Origin of the sequence: Aneurinibacillus aneurinilyticus ATCC 12856 (assembly GCF_000466385.1) — a bacterium.
Lineage (GTDB): Bacteria > Bacillota > Bacilli > Aneurinibacillales > Aneurinibacillaceae > Aneurinibacillus > Aneurinibacillus aneurinilyticus.
On the sequence record NZ_KE952720.1, the window covers coordinates 22,475 to 40,759 of the forward strand.

Sequence of the window (18,285 nt, forward strand, 5' to 3'; positions counted from 1 at the left end):
AAAACGGGGTAAAGAATAAAAAACAAATCCAGGCTATCACGGCTAGCTTTCCTGCGTATGCCGTCGACACAGCGAAGGAAACGGAGAGGATATTCAATATGAACCCCGTAAAAAAGAAACGTTTTTTTCAGAAGGCATGGTTCTGGATTCTTCTATTTATTATCGCATTCTGGCTAATTGTTCGTGAGATGTCTCAACCAACAATGTAACTATATAGAATTTACTTGATGTATTAACAAATGCTTGTGGTTAAAGATAGAAGAGTCAGGGAAAGTAAAGGCTGGATGCATCTGCGCTCCAGCAGAAGAAAGGCAAATGTGCCTTTTCCCAGCCGCTCCTTTCCACTGCAAGCATTTGTCGATTGAGTAAATCAGATATATATATTTCGATGGCACACACATCTGTCAAAAAATAAAATAGCCGCTATTCATTAAACATAGAATAGCAGCTATCCAAGCTCGCAATCGTTTACCATGGGAATTTACTATGGAAGCTTTGGCGGTTCCACAACTGGCACCTCACCGCTTAACGCCTCCAAGAAAGCGACCAATGCATCAATCTCCTGATCGTTTAAGTTAATAGGCTGCATTAAGGGGTCTTTGTTCGGATGGGCACCTCCTCCTTTGTTGTAATACTCAATGACCTCACGCAGTGTCTTTATGCTGCCGTCATGCATATATGGAGCAGTATGGGCAATACCTCGTAAAGCTGGTGTTCTGAACTTCCCTTTATCCGCCTCCTGTTTTGTCACACCGTAGCGCCCATCATCTCCTTCTATGCCAATGTTATGGAAACTTTGATCCGAAAGCGTCGGTCCTGCGTGGCACGACATACAATTTGCTTTCCCGGCAAACAGCTTCATCCCTTCAATCTGTTGCTCCGTTAATGCTCCTTTATCGCCCTTTAAAAAACGGTCAAACTTTGTATCGTTAATTACAATTGTTCTTTCAAATGTCGCAAGCGCCTTCGCAATATTTTTAGCGTTAATCTCATCATTGAAAACTGCTTTAAATTCATCTACATAAGCAGGAACAGATTTTAGTTCTTTCACTAATACATCAAGATTTTGATTCATTTCTGCCTCGGATTGAATCGGACCTAGTGCTTGCTCTTCAAGACTAGCTGCACGCCCGTCCCAGAAGTTAGACGTATAATAACCAGCATTGATAATGGTTGGACTGTTACGCGCTCCTTTAAATCCTTCAAAGCCTACAAATGTAGGCAAGTTATCGCCATAACCTGCACCCGGAACATGACATGACATACAGCTTGATTTATTATTGCCGGATAATCTCGGATCAAAATATAATTTTTTACCTAACTCTACTTTGTTTGCACTCATTGGATTGTCTGCCGGAACCGGCATTTCGCCCAACGGCTGGAATTTTGCCAGCAAAGCCTGCAATTCCGCATCTTCCTTAGACGCTTGTTTTACTTGTTTATCCTGTTCGATTTTAGTCGACGCTTCCCCTTCAGCATTATTAACAGGGGTATTATTGCACCCCGCCAATAATACAGTTACCAAGACTCCTACTCCTATGGCTTTTAGCTTCTTCATTACCTCATCTCCTTAACAATCGTTATGAAAATGCATTCCTTCCATTTTTTCTAGTATTTGTATTACCTTATATTAATTATATATTTAAAACAGTTACAATAAGCTGAACGAGTTTGAATATATTGTGAAATATTTCCAATATATCATATACACCGTTTTTAATATAAAAAAATTATTCATTATAAAGCAAAGAGGTTGCTGATAATCAGCAACCTCCTTTCAGACCCACTTCTTTTCCCCACCCCTTTATCTCGTTCACTCCTAATGAAATAAGAATAAGTAAAAGTGCGGCAATGTCACTCCATTTCAAATGTTCATCTAAAAATACAGTTCCAAGTATGACACCGAACAATGGAACAAGATAATTAGTTAGGGAAGCAAATGTGGCCCCTGTACGATTAATCAAAATATAATAAAGCATATAGACGATTCCAGCCTGCACGGTTCCTAATACAATAACCGCAATAGTTTGTTGCAATGTCAATCTTATTGTCCATGGTGCATCGAATATGAGAGACAGAGGGATAAGAATAATCGTAGCGATAAATAACACATTACGCATAGCTAAGACGGAGGAGATCGGTGGTAGCCGCTTAATCAAGATAAGTGAAGCCGCAAAGCTAAGTGCCGCTCCCAAAATTGCTGCGTCTCCAAGTAAACTATTATGCAAACTGACTGAAGTAATCCCGGGACCTATAAGAATACTGAGTCCAATAAAACCAATAATGATGCTAAACAGATTTTTTATATTTAGTTTTTCATCGGGAACAAAGAGTCTAACCAGAATAATGGTGAAGATTGGGGTTGTTCCTATTAGAATTGCTGAGATACTGCTAATAATTCGTTGATATAATATATGTTAAAATCTTACACAAACTTACACGATACCAAATTTAACATATAATTCATTGTTTATCGATCCATTTTTGCATATGATTGGTTTTGTATTGACTATTATAATTCGTGAAAACGAACGGCATGAAAACAGCAGGATGCTTCCTTTCTTCTAATCGTTTTCACCAAAAAGGAGTGGAGTAACTGTGAAAATTCCTGTAGGGATTTCGAATCGACATGTCCATTTGTCACGTGAACACCTTGATATTTTGTTCGGTAAAGGTTATGAATTAACGAAAATAAAGGATTTACGGCAAAAAGGACAATTTGCTGCTGAGGAAACAATTGATATAGAAGGACCAAAGGGGAAAATTAGCCATGTACGCATCCTCGGTCCTGAGCGTAACAAAACCCAAGTTGAAATTTCAAAAACGGATGGCTACGTTCTTGGGGTAAACCCTCCAATGCGGGATTCTGGCGATTTAGCAGAAACACCTGGTATAACCATCATTGGCCCCAGAGGACAAGTAATGCTTCAAGAAGGATTAATTATAGCAGCACGCCATATTCATATGAACGAAACCGATGCTGCAAAAATCGGTGTAAAAGACAATGAACATGTAAGTGTACGTGTAGATGGTGAACGCTCCTTAATTCTTGAAAAAGTACTTTGTCGGGTGCATCCTAGCTTTGTGCTTGAGTTCCACATCGATACGGACGAAGGGAATGCAGCCGGGCTAAAAAACAGTGATGTAGTTGAAATTATTCAGGTTGACTCCTATCATCAGCTTGAAGTGGTGGAAGAAAGACAAATTCTTCTCTTCAACTGCGGCAGTTCATCTATTAAGTACAAACTATACCGTATGCCAAACAAGCAGTTGCTAGCTTCCGGTGTTATCGAACATATCAAGAAAGAGGAGTATGGACAACATCTACTCCAAATTGCACAAGATATGCAGCTATACCGCATTGATGCAATTGCTCACCGCATCGTGCATGGGGGAGAAGAATTTGCGCAATCTATCATCATTGACGAACGTGTAAAAGCCGCTATTAAAAAGCTGACTCCGTTTGCACCGCTCCATAATCCGGTAAACTTGCTAGGTATTGAATGGACGGAAAAGCTGTTTCCCAACTTGCCTCAAGTGGCTATTTTCGATACCGCGTTCCACCAGACGATGCCGCCTTCTTCGTTTATTTACCCAATTCCGTATGAATACTATACGAACTATAAAATTCGCAAATACGGCTTCCATGGTTCCAGCCATCGGTATGTCATGGAGCGAGCAGAAGTCATGCTAGAAATGCCAAAAGAAAAATTGCGTCTCATTAGCTGCCATATCGGAAACGGTGTATCCCTTACCGCGATCCGGTACGGAATCTCCTACGATACAACGATGGGCTTCACTCCAATTTCTGGCGTCAGTATGGGCACACGTAGCGGAAATATCGATCCGGGTATCATTCCTTATCTAGCGGAGATTGAAGGGACGGATGTTCATGGGGTCGTAGAAAACATTTTAAACAAAAAAAGCGGATTACTTGGCATTTCTGGAAAATCAAACGACATCCGGGATATTCTTCAGGGCATCCGAGAAGGGGATGAACGTTGCAAGCTAGCCATTGACGTGTTTACGAAACGAATCCAGGCGTATATCGGGCAATATTTAGCTAGACTCCATGGAGTAGACGGCATTATTTTCACTGCCGGAATTGGCGAAAATAGCGCTGAAATCCGTGAAAGAATTTGTGCTGGATTTGAACACGCAGGTGTTGTCATCGATCAACATGCCAACCACCGTGCTACAGGAGAGCGTTTCATCAGTACTCCTTTCTCTCCAGTTAAAGTCATGGTTATCCCAACGAACGAGGAACTGATTATGGCTCGCGATGCTTATCAGCTCGTAACACAAATGATCAGTGTGTAAAAACTCAACAATCGAATAGGATTGCTCCCGTACCTTTTACATCTCTGTATATACCAATTGATGTACGGCGATTCGGCTCATAATAAATAAGCCGCCAAGGACACGACTCCCTGGCGGCATTTTAATAAAGACGGATAGAACCTATATAAGCTACACTCGGTATTTTGACAGGGGAGTGTGGCTGGAAGGAGGAGATTCGGAAAAAGAAGAGGGTGGATGCCCCTGCTCTCCGGCAGAAGAAGGGCCAGCGTGTGTTTTTCCGACCGCTCCCGTCCACCGTCCTTCCTTCTTCTCTTACCTCCCACCACCAAAATGTGTTGATGTATCAAATCAGATGTATATATAATGCTTTAGCTTACTGATTTGTAGGCTAAGCTAGACGAAACACAATCCCATGCCCGCCCTTTGGATACTCCCACTTAATATTCTGATACGGACAGCCAATGCGGCAGCTTCCGCACTCATGACAGCCCTCGTAGCCAACCGCCATCCGCATCCCTTCCCACTTATATACCTCAGCCGGACAAAATACCGTGCAAAGCTTATCCGGACAATTCGTAGCACACACATCATGATCTAACACATGCAGATGCGACTTTGTATCCGCCCTGAACCGAACCAAATACTGCTTCTCTTCAATCGTATTCGTATGTGGTACAAGAGTCATTATTTCATCACCTTCCATGCGCGATAAATGTCTTGAACCATGCCCAGCTTACTTTTACCTTCCGTTAACCTTTTGAAGATTTTTTTCTGTTTCTCCCGTTTCGGTATACCATCCACTGTGAAGAATTGACTGGCCGCTTGATTAATCATTGGAATATATTCTTTAAAATACTGTGGATACGATTCAAATGTATGTGTAGCATCTTTGTATTTTTTCAAATCCTGGCCGACAAAACTCTCAAGCAACCGGATACGATACGTATCAAGCATGTTTGCAGAGAAGTCGTTCGCCTCTTTTGCAAGTACAATCGTTTCGGCTGCCAGACGACCGGACGTCATCGCCATATTGCTTCCTTCACGGTGAATGCTATTAACCATCTGACCTGCATCGCCTACGACTACGACTCCATTACCTACGATTTTTGGCATCGAATGGAAGCCCCCTTCCGGAATGAGATGCGCCGCATATTCCATCGGCTCACCTCCACCTATTAATGGGCGTACAATCGGATGGTTCTTCAAATAATCGAGAAGGTCATACGGACGAAGCTTAAGCTTAATCATCCCAGATAATGTCGTCCCAACACCAATATTAATGCTTGTTTTATTTGTATAAATAAATCCGGTCCCGAGAGCTCCTTTAGTCGCATCACCGAAAATTTCAATTGTTGTGCCCTGATTCGGCTCCAAATTGAAACGGTCTTCAATTTTCTCCGCTGGAAGATTAATAACCTCCATGACAGCGAGAGCTACTTCCTCTGGTTTGAACTCTTTATGGAAGCCAAGTGATTTGGCAAGCAACGAGTTCACACCATCTGCCAGTACGACAACATCGGCGTATACATCACCATCCGGGCGGTCTGTACGTACGCCGATCACCCTGTTATCTTCGACAATACATTCAGTAACAACGGTTTCGTTAATTAGAAGCGCTCCGACTTCCACAGCCTTACTGGCATACCACTGATCGAATTTGGCACGCAGCACCGTAAAATTATTGTATGGTTCCTTCGCCCACTCCAATCCCTTATAGCCGCTCGTAAATACCGAATCCTCACCCAGCATCCAGAAACGCTGCTCCACTACAGGGCGTTCAACAGGGGCTTCCTTGTAAAACTCCGGGATCATCTCCTCCATCTGATGACGGTACAATACTCCGCCCATTACGTTCTTAGCCCCGGGATATTCTCCTCTTTCGATTAGCAATACATTCAAACCGGCTTTTGCCATAGTATATGCGGCTGATGTGCCCGCAGGACCTGCACCGACAACAATTGCATCAAATTTCTCAGACATGGACCGCTTCACCGCCTTGTGTGACTTTTTTGAACGCTTCAATAAGCTTAGGCACCACTTCAAAGGCGTCACCAACAATGCTGTAGGTGGCAACACTATGAATCGGTGCATCTGGATCTTTATTAATCGCAATAATAAATTCGGAATTTTGCATACCAACAATATGCTGGACAGCGCCTGAAATGGCGATGGCAAAATAAATCTTCGGCGTCACCGTCACACCTGTCTGCCCAATCTGATAGTGATGGTCGATCCAGCCCGCCTCCACCGCATCCCGGCTTGCACCCACGCTCGCGCCCAGCACCTCGGCCAGGTCGTAACAAATCTGAAATCCTTTCGCATCACCTAACCCTTTGCCGCCAGCGACGATAATATGCGCTTCGTCCAGCTTAACCTTATTTCCTGTCTCGCGTACAATTTTCAGCACTTTCGTCTGCAAATCATCCTCATGTATACCGAGCGGCTCATGAATTAACATTCCCTGACGGCCTGGTTGTGGCTCCAGCGTTTTCATTACTTTCGAGCGGACCGTCGCCATCTGCGGACGATGATTTTTACAGAGGATCGTCGCCATAATATTCCCCCCAAATGCGGGACGACTCGCTTCAAGCAAACGCTTTTCAGGATCCACGTCCAGCATCGTACAATCCGCGGTCAAACCTGTTGCAAGATCCGTAGCTACAGCACTCGCCAGGTCTTTGCCATTAGTGGTTGCGCCATACAGAATGATTTCCGGCTTGTATTTATTACAAAGATCGGCAGTTCCCTTCATATATGTTTCAGAACGATAGTTCTTTAATACCGGATCATCAATCATATAAACAATATCAGCACCGTATTCAAAACAGGTCTGAGATAGCGGCTCGATTTGGTATCCAAGCATAAATCCGGCAAGCGGCACGTTCAACTTATCGGCAAGGCGGCGGCCCGCTCCCAGCAACTCAAGCGATACGCTTGCAATCCTGCCGTCCGTTTGATCAATGAATACCCATACCCCTTCATGGTCAGCGAATTCGTCTGTGCGAACACCCGACCTCGGCTTTGCTTCGATTTTCGCTTCAATCGCCTCATTTGAAGCGACAGCAGGCGTTTTCGCCTCTTCTTTCTTCGGTTCAGAAACGGCGGGAGCAGGCGGTGGTGGAGCCGATTTTGCTTTCGTTGGGTTTGGCAGACTAATTGCCTCTGTTGGACAAACTGGAATGCATTCCTGACATTCCTCGCATTTTGCCGTGTCTACTTCACATTTGTCAGGCCCAAGGTACAGTGCACTGACGGGACAAGTATCTACACATGTGCCACAGGAAATACAAGCGGCAGAAATCGTAACGGCCATGTTATTTGCCTCCCTGTACAAGTAATTCGCGCTTTTCTTTTAGCAAAACTTCGACCAGTTGGCTCACCTGTTGCTCTGCTGTACCTGTAAGGCGTTTTCCTCCCTCCGGTTTCGGAGGGCTGAACATCTTGCCCACGATAGTAGGTGAACCTTTTAGACCGAGCTGACTACGGTCCACATCTTCTAGATCATTAACTGTCCAGACGGTGGGCTGATAGCGAGCCGCACGGATCATATTGGGGAGCGGTGAATAGGGAACTTCGTTAATTTCCTTCTCTACCGTTAGCAGGCAGGGCAACGGAGAAGTCAGTACTTCATAGCCGTCTTCGAGTTTACGATGCACAATAATTTTTTGGTTTGCCTCATCCACTTCCTCCACTTTTTTCACACCTGTGAGGGGAGGAATGTTCATACGCCGTGCAATGCCAGGACCTACCTGTCCGGTATCTCCGTCAATGGCCATTTTTCCACATATGACAAGATCGATTGGCTCTTCTTTCATAATACGGTTAATTGCCCGTGACAACGCATAGCTGGTCGCCAACGTATCCGCACCAGCAAATGCGCGGTCGGAGATTAAGTAACCCTCATCCGCACCGATTTCCACGCACTTTTTAAGCGCAGCTACGGCCTGCGGCGGCCCCATGGATAGAATGGATACTTTGCCGCCATATCGGGCACGCAGGCGTACTGCTTCCTCAACAGCATGTGTATCGTACGGATTCAAAATAGCCGGTACACCTCGCCTGTCAAGCGTGTTTGTTTTTGGATCGATTTTAATAATTTTTGTATCCGGTACTTGCTTAACGCAAACCAGAATGTGCATAAAAAAGCCTCCTTGTGCAAAATGAATGTATTGTGAAAAAAATTACATACACAGGATGATCATGGTGAATAAACTAGGCGGAATGAAAAAGAATCTGAAAATAAACTGAGATGTATCTTGGAAGAAAGAAGGCGGAATGTTCTGATTTTAATTACTATATTAATAGTATTTATGGTGAAAGTGATGGGAATATGTATCTGTGAAGTTTGTTTCATTTTATTATATACTTGGTATTCGTCATCCCTCAAAAGATTCCTGCTTTCTTTTTAGAAAAATCACAGGAAAGAGACAAAACGGCAAATTTTCATCGAACTGCCGCTTTGCTGCATTTTTTCTATACAACTCCTGCACTGCGCAACTGATGAATATCTTCTGGTGTATATATCTCCGTATGCTCCCCCAATCCGGGTGCCGGATTTTCAACGCATCCGGGCGTGGACCGGCCGATACCCTCGCTAAATCCAAGATCCGAATCCCTTCCAATGCCTTCATCTTTTTATCTGGTGATATTTAATTAAAAAAATTCTCAAATAAAAAAAGGCTTCCCAAAATGGGTAGCCCTCTGTATTTTTGACTCATCAATATAAAATTTACTTTACGCCTGCATGTTCATCAAGCGCCCAATAAATTTTTTTAATTTCATCGGTACGTTCTTTTGACGAAAGACTGGCATCAAACGTAATCTGTCGAATTAATTCAAGGACAAAATGTTGCATGTTGCCATTTTTTTGTTCATTTTCAGACAACAATTTCAAGTATCTTTCCATGGGTGACTCCCTCCCATAACGCTAATAATACATCAAAATGGTTCTTTTATTATTATACCATTGTTCAAAGAGAAAGTGGGAAGGATTTCCTGATATACTACACTACCTGCAATGCGATTTTTGCGCTTGTTTTTCTTATTCTTTCCACATATCGTTTAGCTTTTCATACGTAGCAGGATATTTGGCCTGATACTGTAAAAAGCTCGGAATTGGATATCTCACTCCACCTTTATGTGTGCCAGCAAATCCCTCTATCACATTGTCTGCTATACGGTACGGGAAAGAAAAAGCCATTTCATGATCATATGTCTGACCGAACACTCGGTCACCATAGCACGGCAAAATAACCTGCGGACTATCCATCTGTATTGTACGAATGATAATATCCGCACAATCCGCTCTGGCTGAAAACTCTGAGGAAATAGAGCCTCCTGTTTTAAATAACGTCGCAGCAACCATACGCATAACCTGAGCCGAATTGCCATATACCACTACTACGTCCGGCTCGAATGTCGCACGGCTCAGCGGACTGACAACAATCGTCCCGCTCTCTTCTTTACTGAACTTCGGTACCTCTTCCTCCGTTAGTTGCGCACAGGCCAATGTCTCCGCATACATACCGTGTGCCAGATTTCCTTCCGTATAGAACGAAACCGGCTCTTCAAAGTGAAATGCCGCTTTTGCGATTGGACAGGATAAGTCTTCCCCGCCCATCGCAATAGCCCAGCCATAGCGACGTGACATCGTTATTCCCTGACAGATACTTACCTGCACTTGCAAATCATGTACAGGGCGCTTCGCTTTAGGTGGTATCTCCTCTCCCGGACGTAACACCCGAATTGCCAAGGGAAATGTATCGGGTCTCACATGTTTTTCGATTTCGCGATTCAGCAACGCAAGCTTATCATTACGCAGCAACTGTTTTGTCTCACTCATATTTTTCATCCTTTCTCATATAAGTTTGAATATTTATTATATTCTTCCTAATTCTTCTTTTCCCTTTTCAGATTGCAACTTTTTTATGTTTAAGTTGCAATCTTTGAAGCTGCCTGTCAAAAATAATAGAGAAGGATGGTGGTTTCATGTCAAATTGGGATGTTATCGTTATCGGCGGAGGACCTGCAGGCTTGATGGCCTCTGTAGCTGCCGCTACGAACGGTGCTAAAGTAATGTTAATTGATAAAGGCAATAAATTGGGGCGAAAATTAATGATTTCCGGTGGTGGGCGTTGTAATGTTACAAATGCTAAACCGTTGGAAGAACTCATAAAGAACGTTCCAGGTAATGGGAAGTTCCTTTTCAGTGCACTTCATAGTTTCGGCAATCGTGAAATTATCGATTTTTTTACCGGACTTGGCATTGCATTAAAAGAAGAGGACCGGGGACGTATGTTTCCTGCTAGTGACAAAGCAAAAACAGTGGTGGACGCACTGCTTAATGAAGTGAGACGACTCGGTGTTCTCCTTCGTGTAAACGAACCTGTCAAACAATTGCTATACAGTGAAACTGATATGGAAGGTGTCGAGCTTTCATCCGGCGAAATCATTCACTGTCGGCATGTTATCATCGCGACAGGAGGCTGCTCCGTACCGACTACCGGTTCTACCGGCGATGCTTATCCGTGGGCGCGTGACGCTGGACATACTGTAACCGAGCTGTTTCCTACTGCTGTACCGCTTAATGCAAACGATGCCTATATTAAAAAGGCTAAGCTGCAAGGCTTGTCATTGAGGGATGTTACCCTCTCTTTATGGAGTCCGAAAGGTAAAAAAGTATGCACTGAAGAAGGGGATATGCTATTTACACATTTCGGTATTTCGGGGCCTGCCGTCCTGCGTGTCAGCCACTATGTATCTGTAACACAGCGTAAATTCGGCCCTGCACCTCTCCTGCTTACCGTTGACATATTGCCTGATAAAACGACGGATAATATTGAGCGCGAAACACAGAACATGATGAAAAAGGAACCAAAAAAAGCGGTTAAAAATGTGTTGCGCACGTATATACCGGAAAGGTTACTCCATCTTATCCTGGAGATGGCCGATATAGAAGAGAATACGACATACGCTCATATTTCACACACCAAATGGCGGGAAATGGCACAGCTTATGAAACAATTTCCTGTAACAATAACCGGTACGCTCCCGCTCGAACAAGCCACAGTGACAGGAGGTGGTATTACCGTCAAAGAAGTTGATCCGAAAAGCATGCAATCGAAAGTAAAACGCGGCCTTTTTTTCGCCGGTGAGGTACTCGATGTACATGCGCACACAGGGGGCTATAACATCACTGTCGCTTTTACAACCGGTCATGCTGCCGGATCGGCCGCTGCCAGACAAGCCCTTGGAATAGAAGAAAGTTTTATTCCGTTAAAACAAAAAAACAAGGGGCGATAAAGGATGCAGGAAAGAGTAAAAGAAATGATTCAACAAAACGAGTTGTTTCGCTCGCTGCCGAAGGAAGCTATCGAGGAAATTCTTACGTCCTCTACTGTGGCCGATTATCCAAAGCACCATTTTGTTATCCATGAGCGTGAACAGGAAAATCATTTACTTTTCTTATTAGAGGGCATGGCTAAGAGTATCATTCTGACAGATGAAGGTGAAGAAATCACAATACGCTTTTATCATCCCGGAGAGTTGGCCGGATTGATTAATACCCTTGCAGAAGATGCGTCTCGTTTTTCCGTACAAACGTTAGAAAACTCCCGTTTTTTGATTATCAAAAAATCGCTGTTTAACCGATTGGTGCATGACTATGCTTCATTTGCCGAACAGTTGACCCATGATATCAGCAAGCGTCTACAACATATGTATCGCACGCTTGCTACGGAATCCTCCGTACGCCATCATGGATTCGAGACGTATCCATATCGTAAAAAAGTAGGCGAATTAATGGAAACAGACATCGTTTCTCTTCCTCCTCATGCATCAGCAGTCGGGGTCGCCTCTGCTATGCTGCGTGAGCAGGTCAGTTCTGTATTAATTATAGAAGACGATGCATTGCGCGGTATTGTAACGGAACGTGATTTGATCGCCCTCCTGCCTAAACACGAGATCATCGCTTCTCTTTCCGTTGACAGTATTATGAGCCGGGATGTTATTACCATACCGGAAAGCGCATATTTTTATGAAGCAATGCTAGCAATGATGAAGCATCAGGTGAAACATCTACCCGTTCTTTCGCACGGAAAAGTGACGGGCATTGTAACGCTCAAAAAGCTAACAGACTTCCGCAGCCATTCCGTGCTTGGCATCGTAAAAGATATAGACTCAGCACATACTGTCGAAGAATTAGCCAAGCAGCATAAAAAAGTGATAGCATTTATTGACGGGATGATGAATGACGGGGCAGCAGCACATGAAATCTGCTCTATTATTACCGAATTCAACGATCGAATGTTACGCCGGATTATTGCGTTATCCGAACGGGCAATGATCGCTGAAGGTAAGGGGGCCCCTCCTACGGATTATTGTTGGATTACAATGGGGAGCGAAGGGCGTAAGGAACAAACATTGAGCACGGATCAGGATAATGGTATTATTTATCCTGATATTGAAAATGAGGCACACCATGCCGAGGTCGATGATTATTTTGCTACATTAGCAGAGAAAATTGTTGCCGGGCTTGAAGCATGTGGATTTCCACGCTGCAAAGGCGATGTAATGGCGACCAATTCAAAATGGCGAAAGTCGCTTTCTGATTGGAAACGCATGATAAACGCCTGGTTCTCCCATATGCAAGGAGAAGAGATCCGTATGTTCACAATTTTTCTCGACTTCCGCCCTGTCTACGGACAGACGGCATTAGCCCACGAACTCAGGCACTATTTTTTGACACGGAAAAAAGATTTTCCGTTTATCTACAATTTGCTGGCGGAAGATGATGCTTCATGCAGCGTTCCGCTCGGTATGTTTGGCCGCATCATTTATGATAAAAAAATCAAGGATGGAATTGATATCAAAGGCGGGGCACTTGTCCATTTTGTTAATGCGATGCGCATACTATCCATTTTCGAAGGCATCGAGGCAGTCCCCACACTGGAGCGCCTTGAACAGCTTACAGAACGACGCGTATTTACTCGGGAAGAAGATGATGAAATCAAAGATTCATTCAACACATTGCTTCACTTCCGGATTCGTGAACATATGAAGCAAGCAAAGCAAAAACAGCCTCTTTCCAACGAGCTTCATGTAGCAAATCTGCCAAAAGAGGAGCAATTGCAAATAAAAAAAGCTCTTTATACAGCTAAGTGGCTTCAACAAAAATTAATTCGCCAGTTTCAAGTACAAGGTATACGCATCTAGCCTTTCTCTTTCTTATGTCGACAAAAATGTTCAAACATAGCCACGCTGTTAGACAGTATGTTTCTGCTGCTCTGTATAAATGCAAAAGAAACATACTGTCTTTTTATGCTCATAATATAGAAAATTAAGAAAAGAGTCCATCGCTTATATGTCGAAAAAAGTCGAATAAATACAGTTTTCAAATTTTTATAAATATTTTAATATTAAAAAGGAGTTGTGAACGCGCTTTCAGGGTGAAGGCAACTTCGAAAATATTTCGTGTCAGGGAGGTGACTAAATTTTATCAACTAGACATAGACAAAAAATATAAAATAACGATTGGAGTGAACCTGGAATGGCAAATCTTGCAGAAAACAAGCCTTCTGGTACTGGAGGAAAACGGGGACAGAGCATTGACTATACGGCCATTGCTCGCAGTCAGAAATTTAAGACATTAATGCAGAAGAAAAGAAGCTTCATTGTTCCCATGTGCATCTTTTTCCTCATTTTTTACTATACACTACCAATTATGACTTCCTACAGCAATGTATTGAATACACCGGCAATTGGTGCGATCACATGGGCCTGGATATATGCTTTCGGACAATTTATTATGACCTGGGCATTATGCATGATTTATTCCCGCAAAGCGGCTTCCTTTGATCAGATCTCTGATGAAATCATTGAAGAGCATCAAAAAGGAGGCGCATAAATTATGGCATTTACTTTCTTTGTTCTTATTGTAGCAGCGACGCTTATTATCACATACTATGCTTCTAAAAAAACGAATACAACAAGCGAATTTTATACAGCAGGCGGAGGCCTGACGGGCTGGCAGAACGGACTAGCCATCGCCGGTGATTACATGTCTGCTGCTTCTTTCCTTGGTATTGCAGGCTCTATTGCCCTTACCGGATTTGACGGTTTCTTCTTCAGTATCGGTTATCTGGTAGCCTATCTCGTCGTATTGTATATCGTGGCCGAGCCACTGCGTAACCTCGGTAAATATACGATGGCCGACATGATCGCAGCTCGCTTTAATACTGCTAAGGTTCGCGGCGTAGCAGCACTTAACACGATTACAATTTCCACTTTTTACATGATTGCCCAACTTGTGGGGGCTGGTGCTCTCATTAAACTTCTGCTTGGGCTGGATTATACCACTTCTGTGCTCATCGTCGGCACGCTGATGACCATATATGTTATTTTCGGAGGTATGACGGCGACCAGCTGGGTTCAGATTGTTAAAGCAGTTTTATTGATGGTAGGTACTTTTATCATCTCTGTTATGGTTTTTGCAAAGTTTAACTTCAGCTTTACCGAAATGTTCAATCACATGAAGACTGCTACACCGCTTGGTGACACATACTTAAATCCTGGAGTCAAATACAAAAATGGGTTGGATACCATTTCTCTTAATATTGCCCTCGTGCTCGGCACAGCCGGTCTACCTCATATCCTTATCCGTTTCTTCACGGTAAAGGATGCGCAAACAGCGCGTAAATCAGTCGTATACGCAACATGGCTGATTGGTATTTTCTATATTCTGACCATTTTCCTCGGCTTTGGTGCAGCCGCTTTTGTAGGTAGCGACACAATTATAGAAGCAAACGCAGCGGGCAACATGGCCGCTCCATTGTTAGCACAAGTGCTAGGCGGTGACTTGCTGATGGCATTCGTTGCGGCAGTGGCCTTCGCTACGATTCTGGCAGTAGTAGCTGGTCTTGTACTAGCTGCCGCTTCCGCATTTGCCCATGATTTCTACAGCCATATTATTCGTAAAGGCAAAGCAACTGAAAAAGAGCAAATGGTAGCGGCACGCTACGCTTCTATCGGGGTAGCTGTCATTTCTGTTATCCTGGCACTGTTCGCACAAAAAATGAATGTTGCTTTCCTTGTATCTCTTGCATTCTGCGTAGCAGCCAGCGCCAACCTACCGGTTATTATTTACACAATTTTCTGGCGCCGCTTCAATACGGCAGGTGCTATTACCGGCATGCTGGTCGGTCTCTTTACAGCACTTATTCTCGTAGTTGTAAGCCCGAATGTTCTAGACCCTACGCCAGGCAAAGCCATCTTTACTGGCACACCGCTTATTAGCCTGACAAATCCGGCTCTCATCTCGGTACCTGTTGGTTTTCTTTCTGCTTATCTGGGCGCTCTTCTTTTCGGACGTCCAGAGAGCGATGCAAAGTTTGACGAAGTGCTCGTAAAAGCAAATACAGGTATTCGCGATTCAGCATAATAATAGTTTATAAGATAAAAGGCTGCTCTGAAGAGCAGTCTTTTTCGCTCGCTAAAAAAATATTTTATTTGCGTGGATGTTTAAAACTAGAACAAGCGGGGAAATATAGTAATGAACCTACTCCCCTTTGAAATTGCAACTGACTCTCACACCTCTACTCCCTTATTTGGACACATCAAATTCGATGTGTCCCTTTTTATGCATAAAAAAGAGAGGGCATCCCCTCTCTAGTTTTGTTCAATCGCATATTTTTCTTGTGCCAAACGGAAAGCTTGATCAGCCGCTTCATGTGCCTCCCGGTAATCACCGTTATGAAACGACGCTTCTGCCGTCTGTAACAGCGCGGCAATTTCCTTATCATAGCGACGGAAGCGATTTGTGCGCTGGATTTTATCCTCTGTAAGCCGAATATCGCGGATCATCTCGGCCCCATCCTCAAGCAAAGTCGACACCTGTTCTTTCGCTTCTTTCAATAAATGATCGACTTTTTGCATTTTCAATGGAACTTCCTCTAACGCCTCTTCTACCGTACTAACAGCCTGACGACATAGCTCTATATTACTAGTAATACCATAAGGCATCTTTGGCAAATGCAGACGCTTTAATTGCTGTTCAACACGGGCAAGGCTGCTACGCAAGTCATGCACATCTTCATGAGCTGCCCGTTCTCCCCGACGAAAATCCTTCAATTCTTTCATGACGAATTCACGTCGCTCCATCATCTGTGTAACACGATCCGTCACCTGGGTAAGCGTCTCACCATGCCGTTCATAGTCTTCCTTTACATCACTTCCGTGAATCTGTTCAAGCGTATTTTCAATATCAGCAACAACCTCAGGAATCTGCTGGTAGTAATGAAAAGCTTCTCCATCCTCTACTTGATAACGCTGAGACAAATCGCTAAGCTCGTTGGAAAGATAATCTTGATCCTGTTTTAATACATTAAGATAATATGGAAGTTCGGTCACATATTGCCGATACTGATGCCTATTTGTCACAATTTCTTCCATCGTCTGATACATTGCTTCTATATCTTCACGAACCTCAAGAATGAGATTCTCCACTTCCATCACTTTTCCCTCATCGAACATTATAGGTAATTTCTCTACTTTACCCCGAATTTTCACAAGACGTGCTGTGAAAAACTCTTCTCCATTCGTATATCCGCCGTCTACCATTTCTTTGGCGTCTTCATCCAGCTGACGAACTTCTTGATCCAATTCCTTCACGATAGTTTGACGTACAAGCGGGACTTTCTGCAATAGCTCCATTAGGTTCTGCTGTCCGTCTGCTAATGATTGCAGATGAGTGTGCGCTTCTTCGAAGTTACCCTTCTCTTCTGCTTGCCTTATGGACTGTGATTCCCTGTCGAATTGATTTATCTGCTCCTTCAGTGCATGGAATGATACACCGTATTGAATACGAAGCTCGTCTAACCTACGCTCGTTTTTCTGATGTAATTGAGCTGTCTCTTCTTTCAAAGAGGCGACATCCTTTAACGTTTCACGAAGCTTGTCCAGCCGGATATGTAAATTGCGGTATTCTTCTTCAATGCGGAATAATTTTTCTTTGGCTTCTTGAATAATTTCCCGGCCTCTTTTAAAACGGAATTTCATTAAGTTTTCTTCTGCATCAACCAGAATAAGCTCTACATCGGCAATCGCATCTTTCTTCAAATCATCTAATGAGGTAAGAATAGCTAAATATTTCTCCTTAACCCGTCCCGGTTCCTTTTTCCATGAAGAATCAATTTCAAAAGCGTTAAGCTGGTCTGTTATCTTAGTACGCCACTCGTCCGCTTCGTCAACCTCTTTTAGCACACGACTGCGCTTGGTATATGCCAATGCTGCTCCTCCCAAAGCCACAGCAATGACCACCAATCCAATGAGTAGCCAAATAGGCCAGGAAGTCACATTATTCGCTACTGCTGGGACTGGGGCAGGCGCCGCTCCTGCCAGAACTACCTGATTCTCGTTTCCCTGCTTTTGGCCTTGTGCCTGGAGTTCGTCATTCACAGCTCCTACAAATGACATCACTCCAGTCATTAAAGTTCCCTGATTAGCATACGGTTCAAAAAAATATTCCATTTTACGCTGTAAAACTTCCTGTGTAATACCATGTTCATGGAAATACTTTCCGCTTAAAATAACCATATTCTTGTCTTCTACAGAAAGGACAATGACCATTGTCTCATCTTCTATTTTGAACTTATTCTTTACTTCTTGCGCATACTGCTCAAGCGTCGCTGGCTTAGTTTTAGCAATCACTATAAGCTTGTACTTTTGCTTCATACCAGAAGTCAAATTCGTAAATTCTTTCTCTTCATTCTTTTTAAGAATATTATCAACATCGGTTACGGATTTATTTAAAGAGGCCGGTAGCGAAGCTGCTAAAGCATAATAAGGACTTGCCAAAGCGGCAAGCATCATTGTACATACTATAAAAAAACGGGATACCCGTTGTATTCTGATATATGTCATCGTGCCGTACTCCTTTAGGAAAAGTCAATCTATCTTATTATAATAATTATGTATGCAATAAGGAAG

Annotated in this window: 14 protein-coding genes and 1 pseudogene; 5 read left to right on the forward strand and 10 right to left on the reverse strand. The window is 43.4% G+C overall.

Features of this window, described 5'->3' with window-relative positions; genetic code table 11:
- Positions 1-484: 484 nt before the first annotated feature.
- On the reverse strand, positions 485-1,558 hold the full coding sequence (locus HMPREF0083_RS05505) for a cytochrome-c peroxidase (protein ID WP_021620137.1): 1,074 nt from the start codon (positions 1,556-1,558) through the stop codon (positions 485-487).
- A 205-nt stretch (positions 1,559-1,763) separates the two neighbouring features.
- Complete coding sequence (locus tag HMPREF0083_RS26205) at positions 1,764-2,414, reverse strand: DMT family transporter (RefSeq protein WP_081696008.1); 651 nt, start codon at positions 2,412-2,414, stop codon at positions 1,764-1,766.
- Positions 2,415-2,598: 184 nt separating this feature from the next.
- On the opposite strand from HMPREF0083_RS26205, the gene HMPREF0083_RS29315 reads away from it, so the two are divergent.
- Positions 2,599-4,320 (forward strand): acetate/propionate family kinase, encoded by a 1,722-nt coding sequence (locus tag HMPREF0083_RS29315; protein WP_021620140.1) that lies wholly within the window; start codon positions 2,599-2,601, stop codon positions 4,318-4,320.
- Positions 4,321-4,690: 370 nt separating this feature from the next.
- Here the strand turns inward: HMPREF0083_RS29315 and HMPREF0083_RS05520 are convergent, their stop codons facing one another.
- From HMPREF0083_RS05520 to HMPREF0083_RS05545, 7 genes and pseudogenes are all read right to left on the reverse strand, one after another.
- The gene (locus HMPREF0083_RS05520) at positions 4,691-5,005 is read right to left on the reverse strand and encodes a ferredoxin family protein (RefSeq protein WP_021620142.1); all 315 of its coding nucleotides are present in this window, start codon (positions 5,003-5,005) and stop codon (positions 4,691-4,693) included.
- Positions 4,987-6,282 carry an FAD-dependent oxidoreductase gene (locus HMPREF0083_RS30310; RefSeq protein WP_021620143.1) on the reverse strand — a complete coding sequence of 432 codons (1,296 nt, stop codon included), beginning with the start codon at positions 6,280-6,282 and terminating at the stop codon, positions 4,987-4,989. Before HMPREF0083_RS30310 ends, HMPREF0083_RS05520 begins: the two co-directional genes overlap by 19 nt.
- Complete coding sequence (locus HMPREF0083_RS05530; RefSeq protein WP_051354550.1) at positions 6,275-7,333, reverse strand: electron transfer flavoprotein subunit alpha/FixB family protein; 1,059 nt, start codon at positions 7,331-7,333, stop codon at positions 6,275-6,277. The genes HMPREF0083_RS30310 and HMPREF0083_RS05530 overlap by 8 nt, the downstream gene beginning before the upstream one ends.
- A gap of 138 nt (positions 7,334-7,471) precedes the next feature.
- Positions 7,472-7,615, reverse strand: a pseudogene (locus HMPREF0083_RS29320) (DUF362 domain-containing protein); the annotation flags it as partial.
- A 1-nt stretch (position 7,616) separates the two neighbouring features.
- Positions 7,617-8,441: an electron transfer flavoprotein subunit beta/FixA family protein gene (locus tag HMPREF0083_RS05535; protein ID WP_021620145.1), complete on the reverse strand. Its 825-nt coding sequence runs from the start codon at positions 8,439-8,441 to the stop codon at positions 7,617-7,619.
- 590 nt (positions 8,442-9,031) lie between these two features.
- Entirely contained in the window at positions 9,032-9,208 is a 177-nt protein-coding gene (locus HMPREF0083_RS27900; protein WP_021620147.1) for a hypothetical protein, read from the reverse strand.
- A gap of 135 nt (positions 9,209-9,343) precedes the next feature.
- Positions 9,344-10,144: a DUF169 domain-containing protein gene (locus HMPREF0083_RS05545; RefSeq protein ID WP_051354548.1), complete on the reverse strand. Its 801-nt coding sequence runs from the start codon at positions 10,142-10,144 to the stop codon at positions 9,344-9,346.
- 146 nt (positions 10,145-10,290) lie between these two features.
- Between HMPREF0083_RS05545 and HMPREF0083_RS05550 the strand changes: the two genes are divergently transcribed.
- The 4 genes from HMPREF0083_RS05550 to HMPREF0083_RS05565 all read left to right on the forward strand — a co-directional run bounded on the left by HMPREF0083_RS05550 (position 10,291) and on the right by HMPREF0083_RS05565 (position 15,739).
- A complete protein-coding gene (locus HMPREF0083_RS05550; RefSeq protein ID WP_021620149.1) occupies positions 10,291-11,604 on the forward strand; it encodes a BaiN/RdsA family NAD(P)/FAD-dependent oxidoreductase in 1,314 nt (437 codons plus the stop codon).
- A 3-nt stretch (positions 11,605-11,607) separates the two neighbouring features.
- Positions 11,608-13,515, forward strand: coding sequence for a DUF294 nucleotidyltransferase-like domain-containing protein (locus HMPREF0083_RS05555; RefSeq protein WP_021620150.1), 1,908 nt, complete (start codon positions 11,608-11,610; stop codon positions 13,513-13,515).
- Positions 13,516-13,849: 334 nt separating this feature from the next.
- Complete coding sequence (locus HMPREF0083_RS05560) at positions 13,850-14,206, forward strand: DUF485 domain-containing protein (RefSeq protein WP_021620151.1); 357 nt, start codon at positions 13,850-13,852, stop codon at positions 14,204-14,206.
- Positions 14,207-14,209: 3 nt separating this feature from the next.
- On the forward strand, positions 14,210-15,739 hold the full coding sequence (locus tag HMPREF0083_RS05565; protein WP_021620152.1) for a solute symporter family protein: 1,530 nt from the start codon (positions 14,210-14,212) through the stop codon (positions 15,737-15,739).
- A 227-nt stretch (positions 15,740-15,966) separates the two neighbouring features.
- Here the strand turns inward: HMPREF0083_RS05565 and HMPREF0083_RS05570 are convergent, their stop codons facing one another.
- Entirely contained in the window at positions 15,967-18,219 is a 2,253-nt protein-coding gene (locus HMPREF0083_RS05570; protein ID WP_040301600.1) for a septation ring formation regulator EzrA, read from the reverse strand.
- Positions 18,220-18,285 lie beyond the last annotated feature (66 nt).

Excerpts from the sequence above, each read along its gene's own strand:
- HMPREF0083_RS05560 (WP_021620151.1), top strand. The coding sequence starts at position 13,850 with ATGGCAAATCTTGCAGAAAACAAGCCTTCTGGTACTGGAGGAAAACGG.
- HMPREF0083_RS05570 (WP_040301600.1), bottom strand. The coding sequence starts at position 18,219 with ATGACATATATCAGAATACAACGGGTATCCCGTTTTTTTATAGTATGT.
- HMPREF0083_RS05565 (WP_021620152.1), top strand. The coding sequence starts at position 14,210 with ATGGCATTTACTTTCTTTGTTCTTATTGTAGCAGCGACGCTTATTATC.
- HMPREF0083_RS05555 (WP_021620150.1), top strand. The coding sequence starts at position 11,608 with ATGCAGGAAAGAGTAAAAGAAATGATTCAACAAAACGAGTTGTTTCGC.
- HMPREF0083_RS27900 (WP_021620147.1), bottom strand. The coding sequence starts at position 9,208 with ATGGAAAGATACTTGAAATTGTTGTCTGAAAATGAACAAAAAAATGGC.
- HMPREF0083_RS05550 (WP_021620149.1), top strand. The coding sequence starts at position 10,291 with ATGTCAAATTGGGATGTTATCGTTATCGGCGGAGGACCTGCAGGCTTG.
- HMPREF0083_RS30310 (WP_021620143.1), bottom strand. The coding sequence starts at position 6,282 with ATGTCTGAGAAATTTGATGCAATTGTTGTCGGTGCAGGTCCTGCGGGC.
- HMPREF0083_RS05505 (WP_021620137.1), bottom strand. The coding sequence starts at position 1,558 with ATGAAGAAGCTAAAAGCCATAGGAGTAGGAGTCTTGGTAACTGTATTA.
- HMPREF0083_RS05535 (WP_021620145.1), bottom strand. The coding sequence starts at position 8,441 with ATGCACATTCTGGTTTGCGTTAAGCAAGTACCGGATACAAAAATTATT.
- HMPREF0083_RS05520 (WP_021620142.1), bottom strand. The coding sequence starts at position 5,005 with ATGGAAGGTGATGAAATAATGACTCTTGTACCACATACGAATACGATT.
- HMPREF0083_RS05545 (WP_051354548.1), bottom strand. The coding sequence starts at position 10,144 with ATGAGTGAGACAAAACAGTTGCTGCGTAATGATAAGCTTGCGTTGCTG.